General features: G+C 69.6%; 11 protein-coding genes. 6 read left to right on the top strand and 5 right to left on the bottom strand.

Translation table 11 applies throughout. The features are described 5' to 3' along the window. Positions 1-12 precede the first annotated feature (12 nt). Positions 13-1,794: a methionine--tRNA ligase gene (gene metG, locus ACGFNP_RS33130; RefSeq protein WP_358328210.1), complete on the top strand. Its 1,782-nt coding sequence runs from the start codon at positions 13-15 to the stop codon at positions 1,792-1,794. On the opposite strand, the gene ACGFNP_RS33125 is transcribed toward metG, so the two are convergent. Together ACGFNP_RS33125 and ACGFNP_RS33120 are read right to left on the bottom strand one after the other, a co-directional pair. Continuing rightward, positions 1,739-2,962, bottom strand: coding sequence for an FAD-dependent monooxygenase (locus ACGFNP_RS33125; RefSeq protein WP_393325376.1), 1,224 nt, complete (start codon positions 2,960-2,962; stop codon positions 1,739-1,741). The two genes, metG and ACGFNP_RS33125, sit on opposite strands and share 56 nt — an antisense overlap. A 24-nt stretch (positions 2,963-2,986) precedes the next feature. Further along, positions 2,987-6,253: a BTAD domain-containing putative transcriptional regulator gene (locus ACGFNP_RS33120; protein ID WP_393325374.1), complete on the bottom strand. Its 3,267-nt coding sequence runs from the start codon at positions 6,251-6,253 to the stop codon at positions 2,987-2,989. 19 nt (positions 6,254-6,272) lie between these two features. On the opposite strand from ACGFNP_RS33120, the gene ACGFNP_RS33115 reads away from it, so the two are divergent. The 3 genes from ACGFNP_RS33115 (at position 6,273) to dnaE (ending at position 11,808) form a co-directional block, all read left to right on the top strand. Then, positions 6,273-7,127 (top strand): TatD family hydrolase, encoded by an 855-nt coding sequence (locus tag ACGFNP_RS33115; protein ID WP_393325372.1) that lies wholly within the window; start codon positions 6,273-6,275, stop codon positions 7,125-7,127. 82 nt (positions 7,128-7,209) lie between these two features. After that, positions 7,210-8,127: a ubiquitin-like domain-containing protein gene (locus ACGFNP_RS33110; protein WP_393325370.1), complete on the top strand. Its 918-nt coding sequence runs from the start codon at positions 7,210-7,212 to the stop codon at positions 8,125-8,127. A gap of 126 nt (positions 8,128-8,253) precedes the next feature. Then, on the top strand, positions 8,254-11,808 hold the full coding sequence (dnaE, locus tag ACGFNP_RS33105) for a DNA polymerase III subunit alpha (protein WP_358328225.1): 3,555 nt from the start codon (positions 8,254-8,256) through the stop codon (positions 11,806-11,808). 17 nt (positions 11,809-11,825) lie between these two features. Here the strand turns inward: dnaE and ACGFNP_RS33100 are convergent, their stop codons facing one another. Next, a complete protein-coding gene (locus tag ACGFNP_RS33100) occupies positions 11,826-13,046 on the bottom strand; it encodes a hypothetical protein (protein ID WP_393325368.1) in 1,221 nt (406 codons plus the stop codon). After that, complete coding sequence (locus ACGFNP_RS33095; protein ID WP_393325366.1) at positions 13,043-14,821, bottom strand: protein kinase; 1,779 nt, start codon at positions 14,819-14,821, stop codon at positions 13,043-13,045. Before ACGFNP_RS33095 ends, ACGFNP_RS33100 begins: the two co-directional genes overlap by 4 nt. A gap of 92 nt (positions 14,822-14,913) precedes the next feature. On the opposite strand from ACGFNP_RS33095, the gene rsmA reads away from it, so the two are divergent. Continuing rightward, entirely contained in the window at positions 14,914-15,753 is an 840-nt protein-coding gene (gene rsmA / locus ACGFNP_RS33090) for a 16S rRNA (adenine(1518)-N(6)/adenine(1519)-N(6))-dimethyltransferase RsmA (RefSeq protein WP_393326246.1), read from the top strand. A gap of 304 nt (positions 15,754-16,057) precedes the next feature. Next, positions 16,058-17,068, top strand: coding sequence for an NlpC/P60 family protein (locus ACGFNP_RS33085; protein WP_393325364.1), 1,011 nt, complete (start codon positions 16,058-16,060; stop codon positions 17,066-17,068). Positions 17,069-17,143: 75 nt separating this feature from the next. On the opposite strand, the gene ACGFNP_RS33080 is transcribed toward ACGFNP_RS33085, so the two are convergent. Next, entirely contained in the window at positions 17,144-18,097 is a 954-nt protein-coding gene (locus tag ACGFNP_RS33080) for an arginase family protein (RefSeq protein WP_393326243.1), read from the bottom strand. Between the last annotated feature and the right edge of the window lie 98 nt (positions 18,098-18,195).

Raw genomic sequence — 18,195 nt, 5'->3', positions numbered from 1 at the left:
TAGGCTTGGCCTATGTCCCAGCACATCTTGACCGCCGTAGCGTGGCCGTACGCTAACGGCCCTCGCCACATCGGGCACGTATCCGGATTCGGCGTGCCGTCCGACGTCTTCAGCCGCTACCAGCGGATGGCGGGCAACAAGGTGCTGATGGTGTCCGGCACCGACGAGCACGGCACGCCCATCCAGGTGCAGGCCGACAAGGAGGGCGTGACCGCCCGCGAGCTCGCCGACCGCTACAACCGGGTGATCGCCGAAGACCTGACCGGCCTGGGGCTGTCCTACGACCTGTTCACCCGCACGACGACGAAGAACCACTACGCCGTCGCGCAGGCGATCTTCAAGGGCCTCTACGACAACGGCTACATCTTCCCCAAGACCACGATGGGCGCGATCTCCCCGTCCACCGGACGCACCCTGCCCGACCGTTACGTCGAGGGCACCTGCCCCATCTGCGGCTACGACGGTGCCCGCGGCGACCAGTGCGACAACTGCGGCAACCAGCTCGACCCGATCCAGCTCATCAACCCCAAGAGCCGCATCAACGGCGAGACGCCGATCTTCGTCGAGACCGAGCACTTCATGCTCGACCTGCCCGCCTTCGCCGAGGTGCTCGGCTCCTACCTGCAGTCCAAGCAGGGCGAGTGGCGGCCCAACGTGCTCAAGTTCGCCCTCAACCTGCTCGGCGACCTGCAGCCGCGGGCGATCAGCCGCGACCTCGACTGGGGCGTGCCGATCCCGCTCGACGGCTGGCGCGACCAGCCCAACAAGCGGCTCTACGTCTGGTTCGACGCCGTCATCGGCTACCTGTCCGCCTCCATCGAGTGGGCCAAGCGCTCCGGCGACCCCGACGCGTGGCGCCAGTGGTGGCAGAACCCCGACGCCCGTGGCTACTACTTCATGGGCAAGGACAACATCGTCTTCCACGCCGAGATCTGGCCCGCGATGCTGTTCGGCTACAACGGTCAGGGCGCCAGGGGCGGCTCCCCGGGGTCGCTGGGCGCGCTCAACGTGCCGTCCGAGGTGGTCTCCAGCGAGTTTTTGACCATGGAGGGCAAGAAGTTCTCCTCCTCCCGGCAGGTCGTCATCTACGTCCGCGACTTCCTGGCCCGCTACGACGCCGACGCGCTGCGCTACTACATCTCCGTGGCCGGTCCGGAAAACCAGGACACCGACTTCACCTGGCAGGAGTTCGTCAACCGCAACAACGGCGAGCTCGTCGCGGCCTGGGGCAACCTGGTCAACCGGTCGATCTCCATGGCGGCCAAGAACTTCGGCGCGATTCCCGAGGCCGGTGAGCTGACCGACGCCGACCGGGCGCTGCTTGAGCGCTCGCGCAACGCCTTCGGACCGGTGGGCGCCGAGCTCAACCGTTCACGGTTCAAGAACGCCATCACCGAGGCGTTCGACGTGGTCCGCGACGCCAACCGCTACCTGGCCGAGCAGGAGCCGTGGAAGCTCAAGGACGACGCGGAGCGGCAGAAGTCGATCCTGCACGTCGCCCTCCAGGTGGTCGACGACGCCAAGACGATGCTCACGCCGTTCCTGCCCGGCTCGTCCAACAAGGTCCACGCGATGCTCGGCGGCGAGGGCGTCTGGTCCGGCATGCCGGAGATGCACGACGTCGACGAGGACGGTGGCACCCCCTACCCGGTGATCACCGGCGACTACCAGGGCGCGGCCCAGTGGGAGCACCGGCAGATCAAGCCCGGCACCCCGCTCGCGCCGCCGGTGCCGCTGTTCAAGAAGCTCGACCCGAAGGTCGTGGACGAGGAGCTGGCCCGGCTGGCCGACTGATCTCGTAGTCCTTGAGCCTGATGGCGGCGGCCGTCTTCCGCGCGGACCGCGCCATCAGGCCCTTCCACGGCAGGTACGGCATCAGCTTGTAGTTCTGGTTCATGAACCAGAGCATGAACCTGTTCTCCGGCACCATGAACTTACTGACGCCCTCGCCCATCTTCTGGCAGGCGAGCACGTAGTCGCGCATGGCCGCCTCGTACCCGGCGAAGGCGGTCCGGTGGTCGCCGGTTGCCGCCAGCTCGCCCGCCAGCACGTACGCGCCCACCATGGCGAGCCCGGTGCCCATGCCCGACAGCGGCGAGGGGCACCAGGCGGCGTCGCCGAGCAGCACGACCCGGCCGCGTGACCAGCGGTCCATCCGCACCTGGGCGATGGCGTCGAAGTAGAAGTCGCCGGCCCGCCGCATGTCGCGCAGCAGCCGGGGAGCCTCCCAGCCGACGCCCGCCATCGCCTGCTCCAGCAGGTCCTGCTGCCGGCGGGTGTCGCGGCGGTCATAGGTCAGCTCCGGCGAGCCGAACCAGAACATGGCCTTGGCCTCGGTGTTCTGCCTGGCGCTGTAGAGGGCGACCATCCTGCCCGGTGTGCCGTAGGCCTGGCCGCTGTAGTCGAGGCCGAGGTAGTTCTCCGTCGTGAAGATCGCGCAGTACAGGCCCAGGTACGACAGGAACTGCCGTTCGGGACCGAAGGCCAGCTCACGCACTTTCGAGTGCAGGCCGTCGGCGCCGACCACCAGGTCGAAGCGCCTGCTCGGCCCCCGCTCGAACGTGACCGTGACCCCGTCGGTGTCCTCGTCGAGCGCGGCGACGGAGTCGTCGAAGATGTACTCGGTGCGGTCCTTGGTGAGGTCGTAGAGGATCTCGGCGAGGTCGCCGCGCAGGATCTCGACGTCGCCGGCGAACAGGTCGGCCGGCAGGGCGCTCAGCTTCTTGCCTGCCTCGTTGACGTTCCACATGGCACCCATGTGGGTCTGCCGTCGCTGAATTTCCTGGAATATGCCCATCTTGCGGAGCACAGTGAGGTGGACGTCGCCGCGGAAGTCGACCGAGTAGCCGCCGTCACGCAGGGCGGGCGCCCGTTCGACGATCGTGGTGGAGTGTCCGGAGCGGTTGAGCCAGTAGGCCAGGGCGGGACCGGCGACGCTGGCGCCGGAGAGCAGAATGTCCATGCGGCCGAGCATCGCGGGGCGCGCTCACCGCGGTCTCACCCCGAGCTCACCGGGCAGGGTGGCGATCAGGCGCAGTGGTGAGGAGTCGATCGCCGCATCGGACACACCCGCCAGGAGGGCCGCCTGGAAGTGGGTGAGTGCCGCGCCTTCGGTCCAGGCCCGCTCGTACGCCTCGTCGCCCAGGACGGCCCGCACCCGGGCGGAGACGTCCGCGCTTACCGGCGTGTCGAGCCGGATCCCGCTGAGCACCGCGGTGGCGGCCCCCAGCAACTTGGCGGCCGGCCGAGCACCGCCGTCTTCGAGGAGCGCGAGCCGGGCGAGTGACGCGAACGCCCGGGCGCTCTCCGGCATCGCGCCCGTCGCGAGCGCGGCCTCGATCGCCCGCCGGTGCCAGGCCCCGGCCGCGTGCGGGTCTCCGTCAGCCTCCGCGAGGCGTCCCAGACCGACCAGGAGCCGGATCCTGCTGCCCGCACTCCTGAGCCACCGGGGATCCGACCGCCGCAGCGCCTCCTCGTACAGCTCCCGCGCCCTGACCAGGTCGCCCTCCTCCAGGGCCACGTCGCCGAGCCCGCGCAGCGCCGACGCCACGTTCGTCGGCACGCCCACGCGCCGGGCCAGTTCGGCGGCGCGCTCGTAGTCGGCCCTGGCGGCGGCGGGGTCGGCGTGCAGGTGGTGATCGCCCCGGTTGCACAGCAGATCGGCCAGGTCCTCGGTCGCGTCCAGCTCCTCGGCCAGCACGATCGCCTCGTCAGTGCGGGCCAGCGCGGTGTCCCGGTCGCCGTGGATGCCCGCCAGCCAGGCCAGTGCGTCGAGCGAGATCATCGACCCCCACCGGTCGCCGAGCGCGCGCAGGGCGTCGAGCGCCGAGATCAGGTCGGCCTGTGCCTGGGCGTACTCGCCGCGAGCCATCAGCGAATAGGCCCACATCATCCGGGCCATGGCGCGCTCCCACGGGTCGGGACTCGTCGTGGCCCTGGCCAGCACCGCGAGAGTCGGCTCGGGGGCGTGCATGGCCGCCGTGATCATCGGCCACAGGAACGTGAGAACCGGGTAGTCCCGCGTCCCCTCTCCAGCCGACACGATCGCGTCGGCCACGGCGGAGTGGCGGGCCCACAGCTCCCCGGCCCCCTCGCCGCCGGCCACGGTCAGCAGGCAGAGCACGTACGCGTCGCCGAGCTCCGGATCCGGCGCCGGCCCGGCCGCCTCCAGCAGGGCGACGGCCGAGGCTCTGGCGGTGCCGCGCATCCCGCGCATCCACAGGTAGGCGGACTGCGCCGCCAGCAGCCGCATGCCGAGCCGCACCTCGCCCGCCTCGGCCGCCCAGCGCAGGGCCGTACGAAGGTTGTCGTGCTCGGCGGACAGCGACTCCAGCCAGTCGAGCTGCTCGGCCGCGCGCAGGTGCGGGTCGGCCCGCTGCGCCAGGCCGAAGAAGTACGTCGCATGCGCCCGCTGTACGGATGCCTTGTCGGCGAGCTGCTCGGCGCAGAAGGCGCGGATGGTCTCCAGCATGCGGTAGCGGCCGGCGGCCACGTTCACCAGCGACTTGTCGGCCAGCGAGTCGAGCAGTTCCTCGGCGTCGGGCAGGCCGCACACCTCGGCGGCGGCCGTCGCGGTGGCGCCGCCGGAGAAGACCGTGAGGCGGGCCGCCATCGCGCGTTCGGGCTCGGTCAGCAGCTCCCAGCTCCACGCGACGACCGCGCGGAGCGTCTGATGTCGCGCGTCGGCGGTACGGCTGCCGCGTGACAGCAGCCGGAAGCGGTCGGTGCCGGCGAGGCGTTCGGCCAGCTCGGGGGCCTCGTGCGTACGCATGCGGGCAGCGGCCAGCTCGATCGCCAGCGGCAGGCCGTCCAGTGCGGAACAGATCCGCTCGACCGTCTCGTCCGGCGTGAACCCCGGGCGGACCGCCGCCGCCCGGTCGGTGAAGAGGCGGACGGCGTCGGCGGGGGCGAGCGGGCGTACCGGCCAGAGGTGCTCGGCCGTGATGCCGAGCGGCTCGCGGCTGGTCGCCAGGATGCGCAACTGAGGGCAGGCGGCCAGTAACCGCTCCGCGAAGGCGGCGACGTCCTCGATCAGGTGCTCGCAGTTGTCGAGCACGAGCAGCAGCGGGCGCTCGGCGAGGGCGGCGATCAACCGCGACAGGGCCGCGGACTCAGCCGTGCCCGCGCCAGCGCCAGCGCCAGCGCCCGTGCCAGCGCCCGCGCCCGTGCCTGCGGGCCGACCGGGCAAGGGCTCGGCCGAGCCGCTCAGCAGGCCGCCCTCACGCACGCCCAGCGCGTCGAGCACCGCCTGTGGCAGGCCGGTGCCCTCTGTCAGGGAGGCCAGCTCGGCGAGGCAGGCGTCGGGACGCCGCCCGGCGACCTCGACCGCCAGCCGCGTCTTGCCCGCGCCGCCCGGTCCCAGCAGCGTCACCAGCCGGGCCGAGTCGATGAGCGCGCCGACCGCGGCCAGATCGTAAGCCCGGCCAACCAGGCTAGTGAGCCGAGTCGGCATCCGCGACCGCCCGGAATCACCGGATGCGACCACGATCTGTCCGGTCGGTCCGGCGGTGGCCGGGGCGGGGGTGGGCTGTGGTGTCAGGCGAGCCAGTTCGCCGCGTAGCAGGTTCTGGTGCAGGACGGTCAGTTCGGGTGAGGGGTCGGCGCCCAGCTCGTCGGCCAGTAGCCGCCTTACCTGCTCGTAGACGACCAGCGCCTCGGCCTGGCGGCCGTCCGCGCTCAGGGCCCGCATGAGCTGGCCGCGCAGCCGCTCGCGCAGCGGGTGACGTTCGATCAGCTCGCCGAGCTCCGGGATCGCCGCCCGGTACGCTCCTCGCCGCAGGTCGGCCTCGATCCGGTCCTCCTGGGCGGCCACACGCCGCTCTTCGAGGGGCACGGCATGCGCCGGGTCGAGATCGGCGAGCGCGGTGCCGCGCCACAGGGACAGCGCCTCGCCCAGCAACGCGGCGGCCCGGTCCGGGTCGGCGTCGAGAGCCTGCCGCCCGGCCTCGGCCAGCCGCAGGAACCGGTGCGCGTCGACGTCGCCGGGATCGACGGCCAGCCGGTAACCCGTGGCCGCCCGCTCGACCATGATGCCGTCGCCGCGCAGCCTCGACACCTGGGAGTGCAGGGCGTGCTGGGCGTTCTTGGGCGGCTGCTCGCCGTACAGGACATCGATGAGCCGGTCGTAGGTGACGACCTCGCCGGGCCGGATGAGCAGGAGCGCCAGCAGGGCCCGCCGGGCCCGGCCGCCGAGTGGCACCTCGCCGCCGTCCGCGCGCCAGGCACGGGTGCTGCCGAGGATGCCGAAGCGCATGGAGGTTACTTTAGAGGGCGTGAGCAAGATTCCCAGCCCGCCGGAGCCGCTGTCCGCGCCGGTGTTCGACAGCCATTGCCATCTGGACATCATGGTCGGAAACCGGCAGGCGTCCTCGGGCGATCCGGTGGCGCAGGCGGCACAGGCGGCGTCGGCGAGCGTACGGAGCATCCTCGACGACTCGCGCGCCGTTGGTGTGACCCGGCTTGTCACGATCGGCTACGACCTGCCGTCCTCCCGGTGGAACGCTGAGGCGGCGGCGGAGCACGAGGGGATCTACGCTGGCGTCGCGATCCATCCCAACGAGGCTCACGCGGCCACGCCCGAGACGCTGGCCGAGATCGAGGCGCTGGCCGGGCGCGACGAGGTGCGGGCGGTGGGGGAGACGGGGCTGGACTACTACCGTGACTGGGCGGCCAAGGACGACCAGCACGCGAGCTTCCGGGCGCACATCGAGATCGCCAAGCGCACCGGCAAGGCGCTGGTCATCCACGACCGCGACGCGCACGACGACGTGCTGAAGGTGCTGGCCGCCGAGGGCGCGCCGCCGGTGGTGGTGTTCCACAGCTTCTCGGGCGATGCTGAAATGGCGAAAAAGTGCACCGAAGCCGGATATTTCATGTCTTTTTCTGGGCCGGTGACCTACAAGAACGCCTCCTACCTCCGGGAGGCGGCCCAGGTCGCGCCGATGGAGCTCATGCTGGTCGAGACCGACGCTCCTTACCTGCCGCCCGTGCCGTACCGGGGCAAGCCCAACGCGCCCTACCTCATCCCGCTCACCCTGCGCTGCCTGGCGGAGGTCAAGGGAGTCCATCCGGATGAGCTGTGCGAGGCCATCAGCGTCAACGGAGTCACGGTCTTCGGAGAGTGGTGACCATCTTTCCGTGAACCGGTGGAGGCGACGGCGCGGGCGCCACTAACGTCGAGCCGCCCGAAGCCGCTACCGGAGGTCGACCGTGCGAGGAAAGAGGCGCGCCCCACGCCCTCGGATTGCCTGGCGCTCGCCGTGGACACCGGTGTTCTGCCTGCTCGCGGTCGTGGCCGTGGGCGGGATCGTGACCGTCGCGACCCTGGTCAAGAGCGTGGTTCTGGTCGTCGACGGCGAACAGATCGCGCTGCGCAGCTTCGCCGGCTCGGTGCGGGAGGTCCTCGGCGAGGCCGGGGTGCCGGTGGGCTCCGGCGACTCCGTACGACCGGCCGGGCAGGAGAAGCTCGTCGACGGCACGTGGATCGAGGTGCGCCACGCCCGTCCCATCACCCTGACCGTCGACGGGCGCACCACCCAGCACCTGGTGACCGCCACGAACGTCGGCGACGCGCTGGCCGAGCTCGACATCAGCCCCGCCGGCGGCAGACTGTCGGTCCCGCCGGGCCGGAACGTGCCGCTGTCCGGCCTCTCGCTCTCGATGTACACGCGGCGTGAGGTGTACGTCGAGACGGGCGGCGTCCGGACGGCGACCACGACCACCGGCCGTACCGTCCGCGAGGTGCTCAGGCAGCGCCACGTCCCGCTGCACCGCGGCTACCGGGTACGGCCGCCGCTCGACAGCTTCCCGGCGCAGGGGACCGTCATCAGGGTCAGCCCGCCCCCGCCGCCGCACACCGTGATCGTGCCGGCGACCGTGGCGGGGCTCGACTGGGCGGCGCTGGCCCAGTGCATGTCGAACGGCGACCCGCTGGCGGTCAACCCCGCCGGGCCCTATTACGGGATGTACGGATTCAGCCTGCCCATGTGGGCGGCCGTCGGCGGCACCGGGCTGCCGCATACCTGGCCGGCGGAGGAGCAGACCTATCGGGCACAGCTCCTCTACCAGCTGGTCGGCGGCCGGTGGCAGGGCCAGTGGCGGGAGTGTGGATCACGGCTTTTCGGCTAGCCGCTTGCCAGCCTGCAACAGGCTCACAACAAGGTGTCGGCCCCTCACGCCTGATGCCCCAACAGCCTCATGAGACGGAATAAGCTCATCCGAGAGGACGGGCTGGCGCCGAGGTAAGGGGAACGGGTGAGCGAGTCTTTCGTGCATCTGCACGTGCACACCGAGTACAGCATGCTTGACGGAGCGGCCAAGATGAAGCCGCTGTTCAAGGAAGCCGAGCGGCTCCAGATGCCCGCCATCGCGATGTCCGACCACGGCAACATGTTCGGTGCGTACGAGTTCCAGAAGGTGGCGAAGGGCAGCCCGGTCAAGCCGATCGTCGGCATCGAGGCCTATGTGGCCCCCGAGAACCGGTTCGTGAAGAAGCCGGTCTTCTGGGGGCAGCGCGCCGAGACCGGCGTGGCCGACGGTGAGGGCGGCAAGGACGTCTCCGGCGGCGGCCGGTTCACCCATATGACCATGTGGGCCAAGAACGCGGACGGGTTGCGCAACCTGTTCCGGCTGTCCTCCTTGGCGTCGTTCGAGGGCTACTACTCCAAGCCCCGCATGGACCAGGACCTGATCTCCAAGCACGCGAACGGGATCATCGCCACCACCGGCTGCCCGTCCGGCGCGGTGCAGACCCGGATCCGGCTCGGCCAGTACGACGAGGCGGTCAGAGTCGCCGGCGAATACCAAGAGATCTTCGGCAAGGACAGCTACTTCCTGGAGCTGATGGACCACGGCATCAGCATCGAGCGGGAGGTCCGCGCCGACCTGCTCCGCCTGGCCAAGCAGCTCAACATCCCGCTCCTGGTCACCAACGACTCCCACTACGTGACGGAGGACCAGGCCGACGCGCACGACAGCCTCCTGTGCGTCGGCGTGGGCAAGAACAAGGACGACCCCAACCGTTTCCGGTTCAACGGGTCGGGCTACTACCTCAAGTCCGCCGACGAGATGCGCAAGCTGTTCGCCGAAATGCCGGAAGCGTGTGACAACACGCTGCTCGTGGCCGAGATGGTGGGCGACTACGGCGACGTGTTCCAGCACGTCGACCGGATGCCGCAGTTCCCCGACGTGCCCGAGGGGGAGACGCAGGAATCCTGGCTGCGCCAGGAAGTGGAGCGCGGCCTGGAGCTGCGCTACGGCACACCCATCCCCGCCGAGGTGATGGAGCGGTATGAGACCGAGATGAAGGTCATCGGTCCCATGGGGTTCTCCTCCTACTTCCTCGTGGTCGCCGACATCTGCAAGTACGCCCGCGACAACGGCATCGCCGTGGGTCCGGGCCGAGGCAGCGCCACCGGCTCGATCGTCGCCTACGCCACCCGCATCACCGAGCTCGACCCGCTGGAGCACGGTCTGCTGTTCGAGCGCTTCCTGAACCCCGAGCGCATCAACCCGCCGGACGTCGACCTCGACTTCGACGACCGCCAGCGGGACCGGATGGTCCAGTATGTGACGCAGAAGTACGGCAGCGAAGCGACCGCCCAGGTCAACACGTTCGGCACGATCAAGGCCAAGGCCGCCGTCAAGGACGCGAGCCGGATTCTCGGCTACCCGTTCGCCATGGGCGACAAGATCACCAAGGCGATGCCGCCGGACGTCATGGGCAAGGGCGTCCCGCTCGCCGACATCTTCAACGAGGACCACCCCCGCTACAACGAGGGCGGTGAGCTCCGCGCCCTGTACGAGAACGACTCGGACGTACGCAAGGTCATCGACACCGGCCGCGGCATCGAGGGCCTGATCCGCGGCACCGGCGTGCACGCGGCCGCGGTCATCCTGTCCTCGGAGCCCCTGCTGGACCTGATCCCCATGCACATGCGGGACAAGGACGGCGTGATCATCACCGGGTTCGACTACCCGTCCTGTGAAGACATGGGCCTGGTCAAGATGGACTTCCTGGGGCTACGAAACCTGGGCATCATCGACCACGCCATCAAGATCATCGAGCAGAACCGGGGCGTCAAACTCGACACCCTGACCCTTCCCCTCGACGACGTGCCCACGTACAAGCTGCTGGCCCGCGGCGACACCCTGGGCGTGTTCCAGCTTGACGGCGGCCCGATGCGGCAGCTCCTGAAGCTGATGGAACCGAGCCGATTCGAGGACATCGCCGCCGTGCTCGCTCTATACCGGCCGGGCCCGATGGCGGCCAACGCGCACACCAACTACGCGCACCGCAAGAACGGCCGTCAGGACATCGACCCCATCCACCCCGAGCTGAAGGAAGCGCTCGAACCGATCCTCGGGCCGACCTTCCACCTGCTCGTCTACCAAGAGCAGATCATGGCCGTCGCCCGCGAGCTGGCCGGCTACACCCTGGGCGGCGCCGACCTGCTGCGTCGCGCCATGGGCAAGAAGAAGAAAGAGATCCTGGACGCCGAGTTCGCCAACTTCCAGGCCGGCATGCACGGCAACGGCTACACCGCCGAGGCCACCCAGGCGCTGTGGGACGTCATGCTGCCGTTCTCCGGATACGCCTTCAACAAGTCCCACACCGCCGGCTACGGCCTCGTCGCCTACTGGACCGCCTACCTCAAGGCCAACTACCCCGCCGAGTACATGGCCGCCCTGCTGACCTCCGTGGGGGACGACAAGGACAAGGCCGCCGTTTATCTGGCCGAGTGCCGCAAGATGGGCATCCAGGTGCTCGCCCCGGACGTGAACGACTCCCAGCTCGACTTCGTCGCGGTCGGCGACGACAAGGTCAGGTTCGGCCTGGGCGCGGTCCGCAACGTCGGTGAGAACGTCGTCGAAGGCATCGTGAAGGCCCGCGCCGAGAAGGGCAGTTACGAGAACTTCAACGACTTCCTCGGCAAGGTGCCGTTGACGGTCTGCAACAAGCGGGTCATCGAATCGCTGATCAAGGCGGGCGCGTTCGACTCGCTCGACCACCAGCGCAAGGCGCTGCTCATGGTGCACGAGCCGGCGGTCGATTCGGTCATCGACATCAAGAAGAACGAGGCCCACGGCCAGGACTCGCTGTTCGGCGGCCCGAGCGACGACGCGGGCACGGCGGCGTTCTCCGTACAGATTCCCGACATGGAGTGGGACAAGAAGACGCGACTGGACTTCGAGCGGGAGATGCTCGGCCTGTACGTGTCGGATCACCCCTTGGCGGGCACGGAGCGGCTCCTGGCCCGCCACCGGGACACCACGATCGCCGAACTGCTCGAAAGCGGCCGTGACGACCGCGGGGACGTCCGGGTGTGCGGCCTGATCACCAAGGTCGACAAGCGGGTCAACAAGGCCGGCAACGTGTGGGCGATCGTCACCGTCGAGGACATGGACGCGGCCATCGAGTGCCTGTTCTTCCCCAGGAGCTACGAGCTGTACGCGCCGGAGCTGCGCGGAGATGCCGTGGTGTCGGTCGGCGGCAAGGTCAACAACCGTGACGGCGCCATCAGCATCTTCGCGGAAGACCTCACCCCACTCGACGTGTCCGGCATCACCAGCGATTCCGGGCATCCCATCACCATCCAGGTGCGCGAGGAACGCCTCACGCAGGAAGCCGTGGAAGAACTCCGTAACGTGCTGAAGCTGCACCAGGGCAACGTGCCGCTGCGGATCAATGTGCAGCGGCTGACCGGGAAGATCATGGTGTGTGCTCTGCCGGAGTTCTCCGTCAATGCCGAACCCAGCTTCGCCGCGGACGTCAAGCAGCTGTTCGGCCCGGAGGCGATCATGATGTAAGTCCGCGGCCGGCTGGGTCAACCGGCGATCGAGCTACCGAAGTCGGCGCCGGCGGGTGGTTGGAGCGGCCGCAGCTCATCGGAGTTGCGGGCCAGCACCAGGACCTTGCCGGCCGGCACGGCGTCGGGCTGGCCGATGTAGAGCTTGTTGCCGCTGTAGGTCAGCGACCACCCGAACAGGCCGTCCGACGCCGGGAGCCTCTTGTCCTCGGCCGCGTTCTTGAACGACAGCACCCGTACGCCTCCCTCATAGGGCGCGCCGACGGCCACCTTGCCGTCGGCCGAGGCGGCCATCGAGAACCCGAACCCCGCCCCCTGCCCCACCCGCCTCGTCGGGCGCATGGCCGGGTCGTAGAGCTGGACATAGCCGTGGCCCGGCGCGGTCACCGCGAACCCGGCCCCCTCGGCGTACGCCACCGCGTAGCCGTACCTGTCTCCGGCGGCCTTGGTGGGCGAGTCGAGCTTGACCCCCGCGAGCGTCGGCGCCAGCACGTTGTCGATGCGGACCGCGGCCCCCGAGTCGGACTTGCCCGCGTCGACCTGGCGGCCGGCGCCGTCGTCGTTCTCGTACGGGACGCCGACGAGCAGGCTGTTGCCCGGCCCGACGGCCAGTGACCAGCCGAACTGGTCGCCGACCTCGCCGTTGCCCGGCACCTCCGCCGAGTCCTGATTTATCCTGATCAGCCGACCGGTGCCCTCGCGCACGTAGACGGAGCCCGCGTCGGCGATCTGGGCCTGGTCCTCGTACGGCGCGCCGATCGCCACCAGGCTGCCCCGGGACGCCAGGGACCAGCCGAAGTGGGCATCGCGCTGCGGCTCGGGCGCCACCAGTTGTTGCGGTGCCGGGCTGCCCCCGCCGTACACGACATAGACCGCACCCGCGTCCTTGACGCCGTCGACGTCCGTGTACGGCGCCCCCACCACCAGGTCGGCGCAGGGGTTGCCGGGATCGACCTTGGCCAGCGTCACCGACCAGCCGAGCGCGTCACCCTGCTGGAGGCCGGGCACCGAAATCGGGATCACCTTGTCCCCGGAGAGGATGTGCACGGCGCCCTTGCCGCCGTCGGCGAACGGGTCGCCGACCGCCACGTCCTCCAGGCCGTCGCCGTCGAAGTCACTCGTACCCGAGCAGGCGGCCTGCTTGGTGGTGCTCGTGGCGGCTGTCGCGGGGGTGCCGGTGGCGAGCGTGCCGCCCACGGCGAGCGCGAGCGCCAGGAGCGCCGCACCGATCGTCTTCACAGCCGGACCTCGATCTGGTTGCCGTTCTTGAGTCTGGTGGCGGACAGCTCTACGGGTTTGCGGTAAAGCGGCATGTCGAACACGAACGCGTTGTCGATCCGGCTGCCCGCGGTGATCACCGCCGGGAACGTGGCCTCCACCGGGTCGTGGCGCCCGCCTCTGTCGTCGAGCAGCGAGACGATCGGGTCGCCGATCTCCTGGCGTTCGCCTCCGGGGTTCAGCATCGTCCAGCGAACCACGCACAGCTGGCCCTGGGTCTGCGTCTTGCCCTCGAACTCCTTCAGGCCGCACTGCGGGGCCGCGACGACGATGAGCTGCGGGTCGTCGAAGGACTTGCCGAGCGCGAACCGGTGACCGACGTCGTTGGGCCGCGCCGAGGAGGTCGCCGACTGGGTCTGCGTCCGGGCGGGCGGGGTGATGTTGCGGCTGGAGGTGACGATGAGGACGCCGACGGTGACGGCGATGGCCGCCACGGCCGCGGCGGCCGCGATGAGCCAGCGGGTGCTGAGGGAGCGGCCGGGGAGGGGGGTCTGGGTGTCGTCCGTGGACAGTTCCTCGGCCTGGCGTCCCGGGTCCGTGTTTCGGGCCTGCACGCTCAGCTCGTCGTCGGGCTGAGGGGCCTGCTCGGCTAAGCGCTCCTTTTTGGGCTTCTTGGGCTTCTTCGGAGTCGGCTGCTCGGGGGCCGGAACCTCCCAACGCGCCAGCTCCTCGCGGGCCGCCTGCTCCTCCCGGCGGGCCAGCTCCTGCAGATCGGCCTGCTTCGACTCCTGTGGGGGTACGTCGGTGGCCACGGCCGGCCCCTTGGCCGTCGTGTCACTGGGCGGCGGCGTGGCGAACGTGGCCGTGATGTCAGGTTCGTTCACCACGTTCTGCGGCGGCTCCCAGTCGTTGAGCAGCCCGGGCGCCACCAGGGTCGGCGGATTGTCCACCGTCGCCGCCGCAGGCTTGGGCGCGCTGCCGCCGACCAGGGCGATCAGCAGGTCCTGGGCCGTGGGCCGCTGGGCGGGCTCCATGTCGGTCGCCCGCCGTACCAACTCGTCGAGAGGCGCGGGCAGCGCGCCCAGGTCGGGCGGCGTGTTCAGGACGCGCGTCGCGAGCGTGATGGGGTCGCCGCGTCCGAACGGGTGGCGCCCATTACCGGCGTACGCGATCAGGCAGCCCCAGGCGAAGATGTCGGCGGCGGGAGTGACCGTCTCCCCCCGCACCTGCTCGGGCGCCCACCAGCCCGGACTGCCCAGCAGCTCACCGGACATCGTGAACCCGGTCTCCCTGTCGAGCGCCCTGGCGATGCCGAAGTCGATCACTCGCGGCCCGGACAGCGACAAGATGACATTGGCCGGCTTGAGATCCCGGTGCACCAGCCCGGCGACGTGGATCGCCGCCAGCGCCGCCGCGACTCCCAGCGCGACGCCGTGCAGCGGCCCCGGGTCCAGCGCGCCGTACTTGGCGATCTGGTCCGACAGCGGGGTGCCGCCGATGTACTCGGTCACCATGTACGGCCGGCCGTCGCCGGTGTTGCCGTTGTCGAGCACCTGTGCCGTGCAGAACGACGCCACCCGCCGCGCGTTCTCCACCTCGGAGTGAAAGCGGTCGGCGAACCCCTGCTGGTTGGCGAACTCCGCCTTCACCACTTTGACCGCGACGAACCGCCCCGTCGGTGCCCTGGCCAGGAACACCGTACCCATTCCACCCTCGCCGAGCCGGCCGAGCAGTCGGTATGGCCCGATTTCTCGCAGATCCGTCGGGCGGAGCGGCGCGGCGCCCGTTGGCTCCATCAAGGACGTCCCTTCCTGTTCCACGGCCATCCTCCCCTGTGGTGCCCCCATCCGCCATCGCAGGTTCTTCGATGCGGGAGACTGGTTGGATGATGAGCCTGTTGGGCCCTACAGAAATACGTATTTTGGCGGATAAGCTAAATCTTCGTCCGACGAAAAAGCTAGGCCAAAACTTCGTGATCGACGCGGGAACCGTGCGGCGCATCGTCAGAGTCGCCGCACTCGCCCCAGAAGACGTGGTCATAGAGGTCGGGCCCGGCCTCGGCTCGCTCACCCTCGCGCTGCTCCCCGCGGCCCAGCACGTGGTGGCCGTCGAGATCGACCCCGTACTGGCCGCCCAGCTCCCGGTAACCGTCGCGGACCGCGGCCTCGGCGACAAGCTCACGGTCGTGGAGGCCGACGCCATGCGCATCACCTCCGCCGACCTGCTGGGCCACACCCCCACCGCCCTGGTCGCGAACCTCCCCTACAACGTCGCGGTCCCGGTGGTCCTGCACCTGCTGCAGGCGCTGCCGTCACTGCACAAGGGCCTCGTGATGGTCCAGTCGGAGGTGGCCGACCGCCTCGCGGCGGGGCCCGGCTCCAAGGTGTACGGGGTGCCGTCGGTGAAGGCCGCCTGGTACGCGGACGTACGACGGGCCGGGCCGGTGGGACGGACGGTGTTCTGGCCCGCCCCTAACGTGGACTCCGGCCTCGTCTCCATGGTCCGGCGGGACCCGCCTGAGACGTCCGCGTCGCGGGAGGAGGTGTTCGCGGTGATCGACGCCGCGTTCGCGCAGCGGCGTAAGACGTTGCGGGCCGCGCTGGCCTCGTGGGCCGGAAGCCCCGCCCAGGCCGAGGCCGCGCTGCGGGCCGCCGGGGTGGACCCCTCGGAGAGGGGAGAGCAGTTGGACGTGACGGCTTTCGCCCGGATCGCCGAAGTCAAACCCTAGATCGCCCCGCTATCCACTGAAACCTGCCTTACCTGGCCCCCACGACCTCCAAAGAGCCGCTTCGCCCGGCGCGCCCGCTATCCACCGAGTCCTGCGCTGTCTGGCACCCCTGGATATCCACAGAGACCTGCGTTGTCCGGCGCGCCCGCTATCCACCGAGTCCTGCGTTGTCCGGCACCCCTGGATATCCACAGAGCCTGCCCCCGTATCCCCGGCTATCCACAGAACCCCGTTCGGCTCCCCGCCGCCCTGACCAATCGCAAGATCCTGGGGCCTCCATTCCGCACGTCGCAGGAGGCCCACCATGACCCCCCGCCCCGCCCTGACCCCTCACCCCGACCCGACTCCCAGCCCCGCTCTGGACACCCGCTCCTACCTGACCCCCAGTCCTGCTCTGGACACCCGCCCTGTCCCGGACACAGCCCCCGTCCCGGACACAGCCCCCGTCCCGGACACAGCCCCCGTCCCGGACACAGCCCCCGTCCTGGACATCCATCCCGCCCCGGCCACTCGCTCTGCCCTGACCACTCGCTCTGCCCTGACCACTTGCTCTGCTCTTACCTGGCTCGCGATCGGCGGCGGCACCCTCGCGGCCCTCATCGCATCCCCCAGCGCGGTGGCCGCCGCGACCACCACCTCACCCGAACCGCCGACCACCCCGTGCTTCCGCCTGATCGCCCTCCCCACCAACCCACCCGCAGCCAACGACCGCGAGACGAAGCACCCTCAGGACATCCCCGTTCCACCAGAGCCGTTCTTCGCCCTACCTCCTGATGCGCTGGCACACAACAACCAGCCCATCTACGTCCTCATCCCCCTGCCCCCAGAGTCCTGCCCCGCCCCCAACCCCCCGGCCCAGGCCCCCCGAAATACTCCTACCAAGCCGAGACCCACCAAGCCCCTGACCAAGGGCGACATAGCAACAGCAGCCGCCATCGACCAGCTGGGCACCCCATTCTCATGGGGCGGCGGCGCACCATCCGGCGCCACCACAGGCATAGGCAGAGGAGCCCACACCAAGGGCTTCGACTGCAGCGGTCTCACCCTCTACGCCTGGTCCAAAGCTGGCATAAGGCTCGGCCACTACACAGGCACCCAGTTCCGCCAGGGCCGCAGAGTCACGCTCGACGACCTACGCAAGGGCGACCTGGTCTTCTTCGGCGGCGGCACCGGTGACCCCACCCACGTCGGCCTCAACCTGGGCGGAGGCGTAATGATCCACGCCCCCAAAACCGGCGACGTAGTCAGAAGAACCCCGTTCCTGACCTCCACCTACTATCGCCCCCTCTACCGAGGCGCCGTACGCCCAGGCTGACCCACAGCCCGTAGCAGGGCTCCGCACACTCGGACCGCACCCGATCCCCCATTTCGCCGGGTGCGGTCCGGCTACTCAAGTACGGGCGCAAATTCTGACCAGCCTGTCGACCAGCGGCGCAAGCAGCTCCTGATCCTCCTGCCTGGCCGGCTCATACTCCACGATCCCCAGCCCGGCCACCTCAAACCGCTCCGCCAGCGCACCGACCAACTCAAGCAGCTGATCAGGACGCAACCCACCCGGCGCCGGCGTCCCGACGCTCCCGAACATCTCCGGATCCAACACATCAAGATCGATATGAAGGTAAACGACCTTCTCCTCGATCCCGCCCCCCTGCCTACGGCTGGACTTCTCCACCCCAATCGCCGATCCACGACTGGACTCTTCAGCCCCAAGCCCCAACCCACGACTGGACTCTTCAGTCCGAAGCCCCGACCCACGACTGGACCCTTCAGTCCGAAGCCCCGACCCACGACCGGAGTCATCAGTCCCAAGCCCCGACCCACGACCGGAGTCATCAGTCCCAAGCCCCAGCCCATGGTCCGGGTTCTCCGAGCGACCACCCTGTCCCCGATCGAGGCCAGCCGAAGCAACAGCGTCGACCAGCGCCACGGAGTCCGTCACACCCAGATGGCGCACCCCGCTCGCCTCAACGAACGCGACCTCGGCCTGATCGAGATCCCGCACCCCGGCAAGCACGATCTGCCACGGACGGATCGGCTCCTCAGGCACCAACCCCTCCGGCCCTTCACCGGTGAGAGCCCGCAGCACCATGCCGTGAAACGCCCCAGAAGGTGAACTGGCCTGCGTGTTGAGATCCCCATGAGCATCGAACCAGAGGACCACCAGCCGATCCCCGTACTTCCGCCGAGCCGTCGCCACCGGCTCCAACTCAACTCCGCAATCACCCCCGGCAGTGACCACGAGCCCATCGCCCAACTGCGACATCACCGCCCGCACCCGAGAAGCCGTGACGATCAGATCATCATCATCCACATCAACCCGCAGCCGCCGCTCCGCAGGCACCATCTCGGCCACCAGCCGAGCCCCCTCCCGCAGCCGCTCCGCCGTCCTGGACCCCGACCCCCGCCACTGCGGCACCTCAACAACCGTCACTTCCAACAAAA

The organism is Nonomuraea sp. NPDC049269, assembly GCF_043197155.1.
Taxonomy (GTDB): domain Bacteria; phylum Actinomycetota; class Actinomycetes; order Streptosporangiales; family Streptosporangiaceae; genus Nonomuraea.
This window is presented reverse-complemented; position numbering and strand designations above follow the sequence as displayed.